Genomic DNA, 15075 nt, shown 5'->3' on the forward strand with positions numbered 1-15075 from the left:
GCACAATATCAACCGTCAGGCGTCGCTTTGCTCCCGTTCGGCGATCTCTTCTTTCTCTTCAGGCGGCGGCGTGAGCGGGCCGCAGAACCGTTCCGCAAGCCAGGTGGCCAGCGTTACCAGCATCCAGGAGAGCAGCGTAGCGACCACCAGATCCCGCGGCCAGTGCATCCCCAGCAATAAGCGGCTACCCATTACACCCGTTGCCCAGGCCAGTAACACCGCGATGGTGATTGTGCGTCGCCTTGGCCAGAGCAGCCCGACGGCCAGCAACGCCCAGCTTGCTGCAAACATTGTGTGGCCAGAAGGAAACGCGAAACCCGTCTCTTTTTGCCAGTGTTTACGCAGGAATTTAGGAATATCGTCCTGTTCCGCAAGCTGTTCTTTTACCAGCGCACCGCGATCTTTACGCTTTAAAGTGTAGAACTCATCCACCGGAACATGGTGTGCTTTTTCCAACCAGACGACAAACGGCCTGGGCTCCTGAACGTGGTCTTTTACCCATGACTTCACGCCCTGCCCAATAACGATTGCGCCACCGAGGATGGCAAAGAGCATCAGCGCCGCGCGCAGTCGAAAGCGCAGACACCACAGAAACCAGCCGCAGAGAAGGACGTGGGTAATAATTCCCCACGGCTGCGTGACCGTTTCCGTCACCCAGTACAACGTTTTAAGCCAGGTAACATTCTGTCCGGGCTGCCACATCCAGCCGGATACCCATACGGCCAAAGGCATAATCAGTAAAATGGCCGCACCTGCTGCCGTACGTCTGGCGATAGAAAGCATGTCTTCTCCTTTTTCGCTAAGCCCCACAATCATAACTGAAATTCATTCAATGAGTGGATATGTCGGATCGTGCGTTTAACGTTCATATAGCATGGTGCCCATTAGGCGAACGTGCTGAGCTTGTGGCAAAATGAACAGATACAGAAAGCAAAACAGGCGCAAGGCACGAAACGTGTCAGCCTACTCTGGAGAATCACATGCAGCTTAAACGTGTGGCAGAAGCCAAACTGCCAACCCCATGGGGCGATTTCCTGATGGTGGGATTTGAAGAACTGGCAACCGGACAGGATCATGTCGCGCTGGTCTATGGTGACATTTCAGGACAGACGCCGGTGCTGTCCCGCGTCCATTCGGAGTGTTTGACGGGCGATGCGTTGTTCAGCCTGCGCTGTGATTGCGGTTTCCAGCTGGAAGCGGCCCTTACCCATATCGCCGAAGAAGGCCGCGGCGTGCTGCTTTATCACCGTCAGGAAGGTCGTAATATTGGTCTGCTGAATAAAATCCGCGCTTACGCGCTTCAGGATCAGGGCTACGATACGGTTGAAGCCAACCATCAGCTTGGCTTTGCCGCTGACGAGCGTGATTTCACCTTGTGCGCCGATATGTTCAAGCTGCTGGGCGTGGACGAAGTTCGTCTGCTGACCAATAACCCGAAAAAAGTGGAGATCCTCACCGAAGCCGGGATCAACATCGTCGAACGCGTGCCGCTGATTGTGGGCCGCAACCCGAAAAATGCCCACTACCTCGATACCAAAGCCGCCAAAATGGGCCATCTGCTGAAAGAGTAAAAGTAAAAAGCCCGGCGGAAATGCCGGGCTTTTTTATCAATCCAGCATCTTACGGATCACGTAATGTAAAATTCCGTCATTCTGGTAATAGGTTAGCTCGGTTGCCGTATCAATGCGACACCGGCATTCCAGCACCTCGCTTTTCCCATCCGCGCGCGTTAACTTCACCGGCACCGTTTTGCCAGGCTCCAGGTTTTGCAGGCCGCTAATATCAATCTGCTCTTCTCCGGTCAGGCCCAGCGTTTTACGCGTGATGCCCTGCGGGAATTCAAGCGGCAGGATCCCCATGCCGATCAGGTTTGAGCGGTGAATACGTTCGAACGATTCGGCGATAACCACGCGAACGCCGAGCAGGCGCGGACCTTTTGCCGCCCAGTCACGGCTGGAGCCGGAACCGTACTCTTTCCCGGCGATCACCGCCAGTGGCGTACCTTCCTGTTGATATTTGACGGCCGCATCATAAATCGACACGACTTCCGTCCCTGGCAGATGGCGCGTCATGCCCCCTTCCACGCCCGGCACCATTTCGTTGCGGATGCGGATGTTGGCAAACGTCCCGCGCATCATTACTTCATGGTTACCACGCCGTGAGCCGTAGGAGTTAAAATCACGGCGTTCAACGCCCCGGCTTTGCAGATAACGGCCCGCCGGGCTGTCGGCTTTAATGCTGCCCGCAGGCGAAATATGGTCGGTTGTGACGGAATCTCCCAGCATCGCCAGAATGCGCGCACCGTGGATATCCCGAAGCGGTGCAGGCTCGGCCAGCATTTCATCGAAGAACGGTGAGAGGCGAATATAGGTCGAGTCGTCCTGCCAGTCATAGGTATCTGAACCCACAACGTTGATGGCTTTCCATTCCGGCGTGCCTTCAAACACTTCCGCGTACTCCTTGCGGAACATCTCGGTGGAGACTTTTTCAACCGCCAGCGCGATTTCACGCGCGGACGGCCAGATATCTTTCAGGTAGACCGGGTCATTCTTGCGGTCATGGCCAATAGGATCGGTCGCCAGGTTGATATTCATGTTCCCGGCCAGCGCGTACGCCACCACCAGCGGTGGCGAGGCCAGCCAGTTGGTTTTCACCAGCGGATGAATACGTCCTTCAAAGTTACGGTTACCGGAAAGGACTGCGCCAACCGTCAGATCGCCCTGCTTGATCGCCGTTTCAATAGGCTCAGGCAGCGGGCCGGAGTTACCGATGCAGGTGGTACAGCCGTAGCCCACGAGGTTAAAGCCCAGCTCGTCAAGATACGGCGTCAGTCTGGCCTGCGCCAGGTAATCCGATACCACCTTAGAGCCAGGTGCCAGCGAGGCTTTAACCCAGGGCTGTGGTTTAAGCCCCAGCTCAACCGCTTTTTTGGCCAGCAGACCGGCCGCCATCAATACACTGGGGTTTGAGGTGTTGGTGCAGGAGGTAATGGCGGCAATGACAACCGCGCCGTCCGGGAGCTGATACTGATGCCCGTTCAGAACATAGTCGATTGGGCGATGGTCCTTCTTCGCCACGTTGACTTCCAGCTCGTTACTGGCGGCAAACGCTTTTGGCACGTCGGTTAACGCCACGCGATCCTGCGGACGTTTTGGTCCAGCGAGGCTCGCCTCCACGCTCCCCATGTCCAGCTCAAGCGAGCTGGTGAAGACCGGTTCATCGCCTGGATTGCGCCACATTCCCTGCGCTTTGGTGTAGGCCTCAACCAGGGCAACCTGCTCTTCGCTGCGTCCGCTCAGACGCATGTACTCCAGCGTGACATCATCAATGGGGAAAAAGCCGCAGGTTGCGCCATATTCCGGCGCCATATTTGCAATTGTTGCGCGATCGGCGAGCGGCAGTGAATCCAGCCCGTCGCCATAGAATTCGACAAACTTGCCTACCACGCCATGCTTACGCAGCATCTGGGTGACGGTTAGCACCAGATCGGTGGCGGTAATGCCTTCAGACAGTTTGCCTGTCAGCTTGAAGCCCACGACATCAGGAATGAGCATGGAAACCGGCTGACCGAGCATGGCGGCTTCCGCTTCGATTCCGCCGACACCCCAGCCCAGCACGCCAAGGCCGTTAATCATGGTGGTGTGGGAGTCGGTGCCCACCAGCGTGTCCGGATAAGCCACCCACTCTTTGTCCTGTAATTCACTCCAGACGGCTTTGCCCAGATACTCAAGATTAACCTGGTGGCAAATACCGGTTCCCGGTGGAACCACGCTAAAGCGGCTGAACGCCTGCTGGCCCCACTTCAGGAAAACATACCGCTCGTGGTTACGTTCCATTTCCAGACGCACGTTTTCACCAAAGGCGTCGTCATCACCAAAGTGGTCAACGGTTACGGAGTGGTCAATCACGAGGTCGACGGGGGAAAGCGGGTTCACTTTAGCCGTATCGCCGCCGAGGCGTTTAACCGCCTCACGCATGGCGGCGAGATCCACCACGGCAGGCACACCGGTAAAGTCCTGCATCAGGACCCTTGCCGGGCGGTAGGCAATTTCTCTGTCGGCATGGGCATTCTTAAGCCATCCCGCCAGCGCCTGAATATCGTCGAGAGTAACGGAATCACCGTCCTGCCAGCGTAAGAGGTTTTCCAGCAAAACTTTCAAGGACTTGGGTAAACGCGAAATGTCCCCAAGTGTTCTGGCAGCCAGCGGCAGGCTATAGTAGTGCCAGGTTTTATTTTCTGCCTGTAACGTGTCCTTACTGGCTTCGCGTAGGGTTAACGACATAAGCTCCTCCTTAATTACAGAGATGTCCTGACAATCATCAGGGCCGTAATTAAAGATAACACAAAGATGTCGTAACGTTTTGATAACAACCCAAATTGATAAATTTAGGAATGGTCCAGAGGGCACTAAAACAAAAAACCTCGCCGCAGCGAGGTTTTATCATTTAGCGGAAGGCCAGCCAGATGAGCTGACTCCAGAACAGAATCGACAGGGTAAAAACGCCGATCCATGACCAGTATTTGTGAGACGTCATGTTATTCATCATAGGGACACCAGGCATTATTTATTAAACATTCCGAGGCAGGTCCTCAGTGCTATATTGCTGATGTGTATTTATTAAAGAGTACAAAAGTGCACAGTCATTATTCAGACTAAATGCATCATTACGCAATAAACTAAATTATTGTTTTTTGGGTTCGTCTTCTGCGAACACATCAATAAAAGCTTGCTGCTGTGGCGTCAGCTTCCAGGATGCAGGCACGACTGTTGCGGGCGCCTTACGTCCTTTGTGAACCGTGTCATGAGGCTGACACATCTTTTTTACCGTTTCGGTGCGTACCGTCACTGCCATATTTAACCCCAAAATTTCCAGGCCAGGAGAGCAACCATCACCCAGAACAGGGCGGAGACGAGAAAGACCGCCAGCCAGGCTTTACGCTTGAGCGCAGGATCCCTTTGCGGTTCTTCACTTCCTGAAGGCATTGCTAACCTCATACAATCGATATCACTTATCATTTAGGACCAAACAATTGGTACAATTAATCATCTGTTGAGATAAATCCTAAAGAAACTTTAGCCGAAAAGCCAGTGAATTTACGCATCAGGAGGTATGAAATATTCAATCTTTTGACCAGAAATAAATAATTGAAAAGAAAAATTTGCGTAGCGGTTAATTAGTTTCTATTTTTGTCGCCAATTCACGACATTAAAACCACAACAACCAAAAGGATAATGACAATATATGGCAGGGGAAGTGCAGATGATGATAATTCTAATTTAGCTTTAAGCGGATATTTCGGTATCTTTCCCTGTGGGAAAGATACCGGGAGTGATTATTTTGCGGGGAGTTTGATATCTTTAAACATCTCTTCAATATCTTCATTTGAGCGTAATGCCACGGCGGTATCAACCACGTCGCGCGTTAAATGCGGGGCAAAGCGCTGAATAAAATCATACATATAGCTACGCAGGAAGGTGCTGCGACGGAAGCCAATTTTTGTCGTGCTATGGCTGAAAATATCATGCGCATCAAGACGCACCAGGTCAGGGTCGGACACCGGGTCGACCGCCATGCTGGCAATCACCCCTACTCCCAGCCCAAGGCGCACATAGGTTTTAATGACGTCGGCATCGGTAGCGGTAAAGACAATGCGCGGCGTTAAACCTGCCCGGTTAAAGGCAGTATCAAGCTCGGAGCGCCCGGTAAAGCCAAATGTATAGGTGACTAAAGGATATTGCGCCAGCTCTTCGATCGTCACCGACCCTTTACCCGCCAGCGGGTGATCGGGTGTGACCACGATGGAGCGGTTCCAGTGATAGCACGGGAGCATGACCAGATCGTCGTACAGGTGGAGCGCTTCCGTCGCGATGGCGAAATCAGCATTGCCCTTCGACACCGCCTCAGCAATTTGCGTCGGTGAGCCCTGATGCATATGTAAAGAGACGCGCGGGTAACGCTCAATAAAGCCTTTAATAACGCCAGGCAGTGCATAGCGCGCCTGGGTATGAGTGGTAGCAATATAGAGCGAGCCCTTATCAGGCCAGGTGTGCTCACCTGCCACAGACTTAATTGCATCAACTTTGGAGAGGACTTCTCGCGCAATGCGGATGATCTCCTGCCCCGCGGGCGTCACCTGCGTAAGATGCTTACCGCTGCGGGCGAAAATCTGAATACCTAATTCGTCCTCCAGCATGCGAACCTGCTTGCTGATGCCCGGCTGAGAGGTATATAACCCTTCTGCGGTGGAAGAGACATTAAGGTTGTGATTTACCACCTCAACGATATAACGAAGCTGCTGTAATTTCATGCCAGACCATCCGATTTAGCGCACGCGGTCAATCGCTTAAGACGATTTGATAATAAGAAAAGGATTAACTATAACCACTATATCATTTATAGCCTGACTGTATAGTACGGAACAAAAAATAATAATAAGGTAATAAAAAAGGGCCGGATGTCCGGCCCTTTCACAGGTAAGTTACGGTAAGGGAAGATTATTTCTTGCCTTCAACCCATTTCCCGTCAACAAAGAAGGCTGACCATCCGGTCGCTTTGCCCTCTTTCTCTGCCGCTACGTACTGCTGCTTCGTTTTACGGCTAAAACGGACCACCGTCTTATTGCCTTCTGGATCCTGCTGTGGCGCATCGGCCAGATAACGCAGCTTCTCAGGCAGACGATCGCGGAAGCGATGCAGTTCTTCCACCAGCGGGGCGCGCGTTTCACGTGATTTCGGGAAGGTGTTGGCGGCCAGGAAGACACCTGCGGCACCATCACGCAGCACAAAGTACGCGTCGGATTTTTCACACGGCAGTTCTGGCAGCGGAACCGGATCTTCCTTCGGCGGAGCCACTTCACCGTTACGCAGAATTTTGCGCGTGTTTTTGCACTCGTCGTTGGTGCAAGCCATGTACTTACCGAAACGCCCCATTTTCAGGTGCATTTCAGAGCCACATTTCTCGCACTCCACAATCGGGCCGTCATAGCCTTTAATGCGGAACTCACCCTCTTCGATCTCATACCCGTCACACGTTGGGTTGTTACCACAGACGTGCAGCTTACGTTTAGGATCGATCAGGTAGCTGTCCATTGCCGTGCCGCATTTTTTGCAGCGGCGTTTCGCGCGCAGGGCGTTAGTTTCCGCATCGTCACCTTCTAGCACGTTGAGAACTTCGTTCTCCGGCACCAGATTGATGGTGGTTTTGCAGCGCTCTTTTGGTGGTAGCGCGTAGCCAGAGCAACCAAGGAACACGCCCGTGGTTGCGGTACGGATACCCATCTTGCGACCACAGGTCGGGCAGTCGATGCTGGTCAGAACCATCTGGTTAGGCAGCATGCCACCCTCTTCAGGATCTTTCTCGGCTTTCTCAAGCTGGTCGGTAAAGTCGCTGAAGAAGCTGTCGAGAACTTTCTTCCACTCCGCTTTATGGCTGGCAACCTCGTCGAGGCTGTCTTCCATCTGCGCGGTGAAGTCGTAGTTCATCAACTCGCGGAAGTTGGCTTCCAGACGGTCGGTGACGATTTCACCCATTTTTTCCGCATAGAAACGACGGTTCTCAACACGCACGTAGCCGCGATCCTGAATCGTCGAGATGATTGACGCGTAGGTCGACGGGCGACCAATACCGCGTTTTTCCAGCTCTTTAACCAGGGATGCTTCACTAAAACGCGCAGGCGGCTTGGTAAAGTGCTGGGCAGGCACGAGGTCAACCAGAGAGAGCTCATCACCTTTATTCACCGCGGGCAGCGTACGGTCTTCATCACCTTTACGCAGCGCTGGCATCACTTTTGTCCAGCCGTCGAAGCGCAGGATACGACCGCGTGCCTTGAGACGGAAATCGCCCGCGCCGACAGTCAGCGTAGTGGAATCATATTTCGCTGGCGTCATCTGACACGCAACGAACTGACGCCAGATGAGCTGATACAGTTTCTGGGCGTCGGCTTCCATATCCTTCAGCGACTCGGCTAATACAGAGACATCAGAAGGACGAATCGCTTCGTGCGCTTCCTGAGAATTCTCTTTGCTGGCGAACTGGTTAGCGGTTTCCGGCAGATATTTTTTACCGAAATTGTCGCTGATGTATCCGCGCACCATATTCACAGCGTCCTGGCTCAGGTTGGTGGAGTCAGTACGCATATAGGTGATGTAACCCGCTTCATACAAGCGCTGCGCCATCATCATGGTTTTCTTCACGCCATACCCCAGACGGGTGCTCGCCGCCTGTTGCAGCGTGGAGGTGATGAACGGCGCGCCAGGCTTGCTGCTGGTCGGTTTATCTTCACGATCCAGCACCTGATAGCGCGCTTTTTCCAGCAGCGCCACGGCGGCCATGGTCTGGTCGCGGTTTTCAGGGCGGAAAGGCTTGTCGTTGTGGTGGCTTACCTGCAGCGGCAGCGCATCGCCACCCGGCGTGGTGACATTGGCGTCGACTTCCCAGAACTCTTCCGGCACGAAGGCTTTAATTTCGCGTTCACGCTCAACGACAAGACGCACGGCTACAGACTGCACACGTCCTGCAGACAGACCACGTGCAACCTTTTTCCACAGCAGTGGAGAAACCATGTAGCCCACAACGCGGTCCATAAAGCGACGCGCCTGCTGGGCGTTGACACGGTCGATATTCAGTTCGCCCGGCTTCTCAAACGCCTGACGAATCGCATTCTTCGTAATTTCGTTAAACACTACGCGGCTGTAGCGTTTGTCATCACCCCCGATCACTTCCCGCAGGTGCCAGGCAATGGCTTCCCCTTCGCGGTCAAGGTCGGTTGCGAGATAGATGTGGTCTGCTTTTTCAGCAAGCTGCTTCAGCTCGTTAACGACTTTTTCTTTCCCGGGCAGCACTTCATATTGTGCGTCCCAGTTGTGCCATGGGTTCACACCCATGCGGTTGACAAGCGCGCTACGTTCATCCTTTTTAGGCTTTTTAGCCCCTTTGGTGGAGGTAGAGTCTGCGCTCTTTTTGCTGGCTGAGCCACTGGTCGGCAAATCGCGGATGTGACCCACGCTGGACTTAACCACGTAGTCATTACCCAGATACTTATTGATCGTTTTGGCTTTTGCCGGGGACTCAACGATGACGAGAGCTTTACCCATATTCACCTTTACCTAATTTAATTCTTCCAGGAATACGCCGCACGTTGATTTCCCTTCCGCTGACGACGTGCCACTGATATTGCGACTGCGTCAGGGGATATCAACCCCTATGTCTTACCGAACGTCAGAATGGCGACATCCAGGTCATTGAGTTATCGGGCATTTTTCTCATATCACAGTTCATTCGTGACGAATTCCCGGTTGAATGTCAAGCAATTCTGTTGCCAGAATGACGAAAGCGCACACTGTACCTGATAAAATTCGTTACGCAACTTTATTAGCATGCAAAAGCAAATCACGCCAACCTGCCCCCTGTCCCTTACCCCCTCACATTACAGGGAAAATTTGCCCCCAAAGCGCCTGCGGCGTAGACTATTGTCACTGTTTAAGGAGTGGATTATGCAGAATACGACCCAACCCATTGACCGTGCCTCTCTGCTTATCGAGGCGAACAAGCTCATTCGTGACCATGAAGATACGCTGGCGGGCATTGAAGCCACCGGTGTTGAACAGCGTAATGGCGTGCTGGTGTTCAGCGGTGAATACTTCCTTGACGAGCAGGGGTTACCTACCCCGAAAAGCACCGCCGTGTTTAACATGTTTAAATACCTGGCACATGCGCTTTCAGAGAAATATCACCTGGTCGATTAATGCAAAACGCGAGGCTTGTGCCTCGCGTTTTTGTTTACAGCAACGGTTTTTGTCCGCGCTGTAGCCAGCGAAGCAGCAGGCGGTCCGCGCTTTCTGCCGCACTGTTGGTAAAGCGGTCCATCAGTCGCTTACGCTGGGTAAAGCGCACGCCTACCAGTTCCCGGCCTTCCATCAGGTTGAGCAGCAGGTCGTCGCTGGTACCCACTTCATCCACCAGCCCTTTTTCCTGCGCCTGGATGCCGTACCAGTGCTCACCCGTTGCCACCTGCTCAATATCCAGCGTTGGGCGCATGCGGTGTACGAAGTCTTTAAACAGATGGTGGGTTTCATTCAGATCTTCACGGAATTTTTGACGCCCTTCTTCCGTGTTTTCCCCCAGCAGCGTCAGCGTGCGTTTGTACTGACCCGCCGTGTGAAGTTCGATATCAATCTCTTTATTTTTCAGGAAGCGGTTAAAGTTGGGGATCTGTGCAACCACGCCAATTGAACCAATGATGGAGAACGGCGCCGCAACAATTTTGTCCGCTACGCAGGCCATCATATAGCCGCCGCTCGCTGCGACTTTGTCTACGGCAACGGTCAACGGGATCTGCTTCTCCCGCAGGCGCTGCAGCTGTGAGGCCGCCAGTCCGTAACCGTGCACCACCCCGCCCGGGCTCTCAAGACGCACCACCACCTGATCCTGCGGTGTTGCCACCGCCAGAACGGCGGTCACCTCTTCGCGCAGCGAGGCGACTTCGTGTGCATCCATACTGCCTTTAAAATCGATCACATAGACGCGGGGTTTTGCGTCAGCCTGAGGCGTCGCGAGCTTTGCTTTCGCCTTCGCGGCTTTGGCTTCCTGCTTATGTTTTTTCTTCTGGGCTTTCAGCCACAGCTTCTGCTGATGGCTATCAAGCAGCGAGAGGGACATCTCTTCCTGCATCTCTTTATACTGCTCGCTCAGGCGGGTAATGCGTAACTCCCCACGCTGACGTTTGCGCTGCGTCAGGTTGACAATCAGAACGGCAACCACGGCAATGGCAATCACCACCGTCGCGATTTTGGCCAAAAACAACCCATATTGAGAAAGTAATTCCACGCGTTCCACCTTGATTTAACCACGAATCTTTTACGGCAGTGTACAACAGCCCCTGCCTTTGCGTCTCGCCCGTGACATTACCTCTGCGAGCCGCCTTCAGGAATCCCCACGCTGCGGTTTAAATATTTGCAAATTGTTAATTTTACAGTAATACGTCCTGTAGACTGATTGAATTCTCATGCTAATTCGGGCATAAAGCCGAAAAGTCATTATGAAGGCGTCATTGAGACAGCGTGCGCCTGAGGAGTCACCGTGCATTATCAACCGCAAAAAAACCTGCTGCAGAACCGAATCATTCTTGTCACTGGTGCCAGCGATGGCATTGGTCGCGAAGCAGCCCTGACATATGCTGATTATGGCGCAAGCGTTATTCTGATTGGGCGCAATGAAGAAAAGCTGAAAGGTGTTGCTCTGGAGATCGAAGCCGCAGGCGGTGCGCCAGTCCGCTGGTACACGCTTGATTTGCTTAGCTGCACGCCCGCGGTGTGCCAGGAATTAGCCCAACGCATCAGCACCCACTATCCGAGACTCGACGGCGTGCTGCATAACGCCGGTTTGTTAGGCGAAGTGCGCCCGATGGATGAACAGGATCCTGATATCTGGCAGCAGGTGATGCAGGTTAACGTCAACGGCACATTTTTCCTCACGCAGGCATTGCTTCCTTTATTACTCAAATCCGAGTCAGGTTCTCTGGTCTTTACCTCTTCCAGCGTGGGCCGAGAGGGACGCGCAAACTGGGGAGCGTATGCTGTCTCAAAATTCGCGACCGAGGGCATGATGCAGGTGCTGGCGGAGGAGTATCAGAGCCGCCATCTGCGCGTAAACTGCATTAACCCGGGCGGCACGCGCACCAAAATGCGCGCCAGTGCGTTCCCGACGGAAGATCCGCAGAAGCTGAAAACCCCGGCTGATATCATGCCGCTCTACCTCTGGCTGATGGGCGACGACAGCCGCCGCAAAACCGGAATGACCTTTGATGCCCAGCCGGGCCGCAAACCGGGGATTTCGCAATGAGTGAAGAACGCCATCAGCAGCGCCAGCAGCGTCTGAAAGAACAGGTCGATGCGCGCGTCGCGGCAGCTCAGGACGAACGAGGGATTGTCATTGTTTTTACCGGAAACGGTAAAGGGAAAACCACTGCCGCGTTTGGTACCGCCACCCGCGCAGTCGGCCACGGGCAAAAAGTCGGCGTTATTCAGTTTATCAAAGGCGAGTGGCCCAACGGCGAGCGAAACTTACTTGAGCCTCACGGCGTTGAGTTTCAGGTGATGGCGACCGGGTTTACCTGGGATACCCAGAACCGTGAAACCGATACCGCAGCCTGTCTCGCCGTCTGGGAGCATGCAAAGCGAATGCTGGCCGATCCCTCGCTGAATATGGTTCTGCTGGATGAGATCACCTACATGGTCGCCTACGACTATCTGCCGCTGGACGCCGTGCTGGACGCTCTGAACAACCGCCCTGCGCATCAGACGGTGATTATCACGGGCCGCGGGTGTCATCGGGATATTCTGGAAATGGCAGATACCGTCAGCGAGCTGCGACCGGTCAAACATGCGTTTGATGCAGGAATCAAAGCGCAAATAGGTATTGATTACTAAAGAAAAAGCCCGGTGCATTCACCGGGCTTTTCGATTAACCGTTGTTATTCCGGCTGCCAGAGCGGCGATTGCTGCTGACCTGGCTGTGACGCTTCACCGCACGGCGGATCTGATTCGCCTTCATGCGGCGACGATCTTTTTCAACCGCCACTTTAGAAGTGGTTTCTGGCGTCAGGCCAACCAGCTCGCGCAGGTAGTTAGTCTGGGTAAGATCCAGTTCGGTATAACCACCGCGTGGCAGACCTTTTGGCAGCAGAATGTCGCCATAGCGAACGCGGATCAGGCGGCTCACCTGCACACCAACCGCTTCCCACAGACGACGCACCTCGCGGTTACGGCCTTCGGTCAGGGTCACGTTGTACCACTGGTTAATCCCTTCACCACCGGTAAATTTGATGGTTTTGAACGCCGCGGGACCGTCTTCCAGCTGCACGCCACGCGACAGGTCGCGCAGTTTATTTTCGTCAACCTGGCCGAAGACGCGAACGGCGTATTCACGCTCAACTTCACGGCTTGGGTGCATCAGCCGGTTTGCCAGTTCACCATCGGTGGTAAACAGCAGCAGACCACAGGTGTTTACGTCCAGACGACCGACGGCTATCCAGCGAGCACCACGCAGTTTAGGCAGACGGTCAAATACCGTCGGACGACCTTCCGGGTCGTTGCGGGTACACAGCTCACCCTCCGGCTTGTAGTAAGCCAGCACGCGGCAGATCTGTTCAGCGGACTCTTTCACGGAGATAAGATGACCGTCGATGCGGATCTTCAGCCCCGGTACGATTTCTACGCGGTCACCCAGCGTGGCGATTTTACCGTCCACACTCACGCGGCCCGCTTCAATAATGGCTTCGATTTCACGGCGTGAGCCGTGGCCGGCGCGCGCCAGCACTTTCTGTAACTTCTCGCTCATTGAGCTTCCTCAGGTGTCGCCTTCACAGGCGTCTGGTATACTTTCTAAAACAACGAGTTAGCCAATAAATCGACTTAACTCACTGATCTGTAACTCTTTCATGGTACACAGCATGGCAAACAACGTGTCACACAAGCTGTCACACACAATGATTCGTGGGCGCACATACTACACTAACTTTAGACTAAATGATTCAACAAGTTTTGTGCGTCTGAGTCTCGGTACTGATAGCCGAAAGCAAGCAGAAGTGATCATGAATCAGATCCGCCCTTTCATTCCCCTTGTGCAGAATGGAACGATGAGCCTCGAAGAGTTCAAACGCAAAATGCAAGGCTACCGAGCTGCCACTAAGCAGGACTTTGACAACTATCTTCTACATGCACTCGAAAAAGATATTGCAGAGGTGGAGCGTCTGCCGGAGTTAGGACAGTGGCACAGAAACATACATCCTAATTGTCTATTATCTGCTTCAGATACGGTAGAAGCCGCACAAGGCTATTCGGAAGCTCACTTCCAACGCATGGTTAATGGTAGCGATCAGACAGCAAACGAAGTGCTTGCAAGTCTTCACATGAAGAAACTTGAACTTTCCAAGGGAGATTTGCCCTTTGCGAATCAAGTAGGTGCTGCACTTGATATGAGCCGCGCGACCGTCGCGCAAGCCTATGAAGCATTCTATTCGAAAGATTTGCTACGATATCGCCAACTCATTGCAACACTGCAAAATCAGTTAGAAGAGCAGAAACTAAAATCTTCACCCCAAAGTAGGGTTGAAACAAACCAGGCTTTTTCAACGGAAGTTAAAGATACCGCAAGCCAAGCAATCAAACTTTCCGAAGCATGGACGCAGTATGTTGAAGAAAAAGGTCAAAAATGGCGAGCAAGCATCGCTAACGAGAACCAGCGTTTCTTTGATGTGCTGATTTACGTTATTGGTGATAAACCGATTGATCGGGTTACTAAGCAAGATATTCGTGAAGCGCTGAAAGTGACCGAAAACTTACCTACTCGTACTAAGCTGCCATACAAGCGCCTATCTTTGCCTGAATGCATTGATTATGACGTACCAGAGGAAGATCTGATCAGTAGTCAGCATGTTGAAAAACATCTCAAGATCTGGCGCTCGCTTTTTAAAACTTACCTCGTCGAAACCAAAGACCAGTTAGAGAAATCCCCAACCGATGGAATCACATATGAGGTGAAGCCTAATCGGAGAGGTCATTTCAGCAACACTGAGTTGAGTAAGCTTAAAACCAAGCTGTTCTCACTGGAAAATAACGATTGGCGCAAATGGTACTTCCTCACCCTCATTTATACTGGTGCTCGACGTGGCGAGATTGCCTCTATCAGAAAGCGGGACATCCGTTTAGATGAAGAAACTTCACGCTGGTACATTTATATAGAAGACGGGAAAACCGAACATGCCCAACGCCAGATACCACTCAATAAGGTTTTAGAGTCAGGTTTACTCAGTCTTGCCGATGCTCTAAACGATGGTGATCTGATTTTCAGTGACTTACCTAACTACACCACAGCAACAGTCGAATGGGGTAAGTTGATGAATGAAACAGGTATCCCTGATTATGATGAGTTTGGGCTAAAAAGGCGCATACATAGTCTTCGTCACACCTTCGTAAGCCATTGCCTTGCATCTGGGGGCGTGTCTTTACCTTTGATGCAGTTTGTAGTTGGTCATTCCCGAACCCAAAGTTTAGGCGTCACCTCTATTTACACGCA

The 15075-nt window shown here is 52.8% G+C and carries 14 protein-coding genes; 5 read left to right on the top strand and 9 right to left on the bottom strand.

What is annotated here, in order from left to right; all coding sequences use genetic code 11:
• Positions 1-15: 15 nt before the first annotated feature.
• The gene (gene pgpB / locus D5066_RS09530; RefSeq protein WP_119915809.1) at positions 16-783 is read right to left on the bottom strand and encodes a phosphatidylglycerophosphatase B; all 768 of its coding nucleotides are present in this window, start codon (positions 781-783) and stop codon (positions 16-18) included.
• A gap of 197 nt (positions 784-980) precedes the next feature.
• On the opposite strand from pgpB, the gene ribA reads away from it, so the two are divergent.
• Complete coding sequence (ribA, locus tag D5066_RS09535; RefSeq protein ID WP_028013401.1) at positions 981-1571, top strand: GTP cyclohydrolase II; 591 nt, start codon at positions 981-983, stop codon at positions 1569-1571.
• A 36-nt stretch (positions 1572-1607) separates the two neighbouring features.
• Here the strand turns inward: ribA and acnA are convergent, their stop codons facing one another.
• The 6 genes from acnA to topA form a co-directional block, all read right to left on the bottom strand.
• The gene (gene acnA / locus D5066_RS09540; protein ID WP_119915794.1) at positions 1608-4283 is read right to left on the bottom strand and encodes an aconitate hydratase AcnA; all 2676 of its coding nucleotides are present in this window, start codon (positions 4281-4283) and stop codon (positions 1608-1610) included.
• Between the two features lie 163 nt (positions 4284-4446).
• Positions 4447-4545, bottom strand: coding sequence for a small membrane protein YmiC (gene ymiC / locus D5066_RS23095; protein WP_244288137.1), 99 nt, complete (start codon positions 4543-4545; stop codon positions 4447-4449).
• Between the two features lie 138 nt (positions 4546-4683).
• Positions 4684-4854, bottom strand: a complete 171-nt coding sequence (locus tag D5066_RS22915; RefSeq protein ID WP_165853338.1) for a YciX family protein — start codon at positions 4852-4854, stop codon at positions 4684-4686.
• 2 nt (positions 4855-4856) lie between these two features.
• Positions 4857-4997, bottom strand: coding sequence for a YmiA family putative membrane protein (locus D5066_RS09545; RefSeq protein WP_217478758.1), 141 nt, complete (start codon positions 4995-4997; stop codon positions 4857-4859).
• A gap of 338 nt (positions 4998-5335) precedes the next feature.
• Positions 5336-6310: an HTH-type transcriptional regulator CysB gene (cysB, locus tag D5066_RS09550; RefSeq protein WP_006175683.1), complete on the bottom strand. Its 975-nt coding sequence runs from the start codon at positions 6308-6310 to the stop codon at positions 5336-5338.
• 187 nt (positions 6311-6497) lie between these two features.
• Positions 6498-9095, bottom strand: coding sequence for a type I DNA topoisomerase (topA, locus tag D5066_RS09555; RefSeq protein WP_080329313.1), 2598 nt, complete (start codon positions 9093-9095; stop codon positions 6498-6500).
• Positions 9096-9494: 399 nt separating this feature from the next.
• Between topA and D5066_RS09560 the strand changes: the two genes are divergently transcribed.
• Positions 9495-9746, top strand: a complete 252-nt coding sequence (locus tag D5066_RS09560; protein WP_080329314.1) for a YciN family protein — start codon at positions 9495-9497, stop codon at positions 9744-9746.
• A 34-nt stretch (positions 9747-9780) separates the two neighbouring features.
• Here the strand turns inward: D5066_RS09560 and sohB are convergent, their stop codons facing one another.
• Positions 9781-10827 (bottom strand): protease SohB, encoded by a 1047-nt coding sequence (gene sohB / locus D5066_RS09565; RefSeq protein WP_080329315.1) that lies wholly within the window; start codon positions 10825-10827, stop codon positions 9781-9783.
• A 252-nt stretch (positions 10828-11079) separates the two neighbouring features.
• On the opposite strand from sohB, the gene D5066_RS09570 reads away from it, so the two are divergent.
• Both D5066_RS09570 and cobO read left to right on the top strand, forming a co-directional pair.
• Positions 11080-11841, top strand: a complete 762-nt coding sequence (locus D5066_RS09570; protein ID WP_119915796.1) for a YciK family oxidoreductase — start codon at positions 11080-11082, stop codon at positions 11839-11841.
• Entirely contained in the window at positions 11838-12428 is a 591-nt protein-coding gene (gene cobO / locus D5066_RS09575) for a cob(I)yrinic acid a,c-diamide adenosyltransferase (RefSeq protein WP_119915797.1), read from the top strand. Before D5066_RS09570 ends, cobO begins: the two co-directional genes overlap by 4 nt.
• Positions 12429-12462: 34 nt before the next feature.
• On the opposite strand, the gene rluB is transcribed toward cobO, so the two are convergent.
• Positions 12463-13338, bottom strand: coding sequence for a 23S rRNA pseudouridine(2605) synthase RluB (rluB, locus tag D5066_RS09580; RefSeq protein WP_008502809.1), 876 nt, complete (start codon positions 13336-13338; stop codon positions 12463-12465).
• A gap of 253 nt (positions 13339-13591) precedes the next feature.
• Between rluB and D5066_RS09585 the strand changes: the two genes are divergently transcribed.
• The coding region (locus tag D5066_RS09585) for a tyrosine-type recombinase/integrase (protein WP_119915798.1) at positions 13592-15075 on the top strand (1484 nt) is incomplete at its 3' end.

Origin of the sequence: Enterobacter chuandaensis (assembly GCF_003594915.1) — a bacterium.
GTDB classification, from domain to species: domain Bacteria; phylum Pseudomonadota; class Gammaproteobacteria; order Enterobacterales; family Enterobacteriaceae; genus Enterobacter; species Enterobacter chuandaensis.

Coding starts and splice junctions, on each gene's coding strand:
- D5066_RS09545 (WP_217478758.1), bottom strand. CDS start 4,997: ATGAGGTTAGCAATGCCTTCAGGAAGTGAAGAACCGCAAAGGGATCCT.
- ribA (WP_028013401.1), top strand. CDS start 981: ATGCAGCTTAAACGTGTGGCAGAAGCCAAACTGCCAACCCCATGGGGC.
- cobO (WP_119915797.1), top strand. CDS start 11,838: ATGAGTGAAGAACGCCATCAGCAGCGCCAGCAGCGTCTGAAAGAACAG.
- rluB (WP_008502809.1), bottom strand. CDS start 13,338: ATGAGCGAGAAGTTACAGAAAGTGCTGGCGCGCGCCGGCCACGGCTCA.
- pgpB (WP_119915809.1), bottom strand. CDS start 783: ATGCTTTCTATCGCCAGACGTACGGCAGCAGGTGCGGCCATTTTACTG.
- topA (WP_080329313.1), bottom strand. CDS start 9,095: ATGGGTAAAGCTCTCGTCATCGTTGAGTCCCCGGCAAAAGCCAAAACG.
- acnA (WP_119915794.1), bottom strand. CDS start 4,283: ATGTCGTTAACCCTACGCGAAGCCAGTAAGGACACGTTACAGGCAGAA.
- cysB (WP_006175683.1), bottom strand. CDS start 6,310: ATGAAATTACAGCAGCTTCGTTATATCGTTGAGGTGGTAAATCACAAC.
- ymiC (WP_244288137.1), bottom strand. CDS start 4,545: ATGAATAACATGACGTCTCACAAATACTGGTCATGGATCGGCGTTTTT.
- D5066_RS09560 (WP_080329314.1), top strand. CDS start 9,495: ATGCAGAATACGACCCAACCCATTGACCGTGCCTCTCTGCTTATCGAG.
- D5066_RS22915 (WP_165853338.1), bottom strand. CDS start 4,854: ATGGCAGTGACGGTACGCACCGAAACGGTAAAAAAGATGTGTCAGCCT.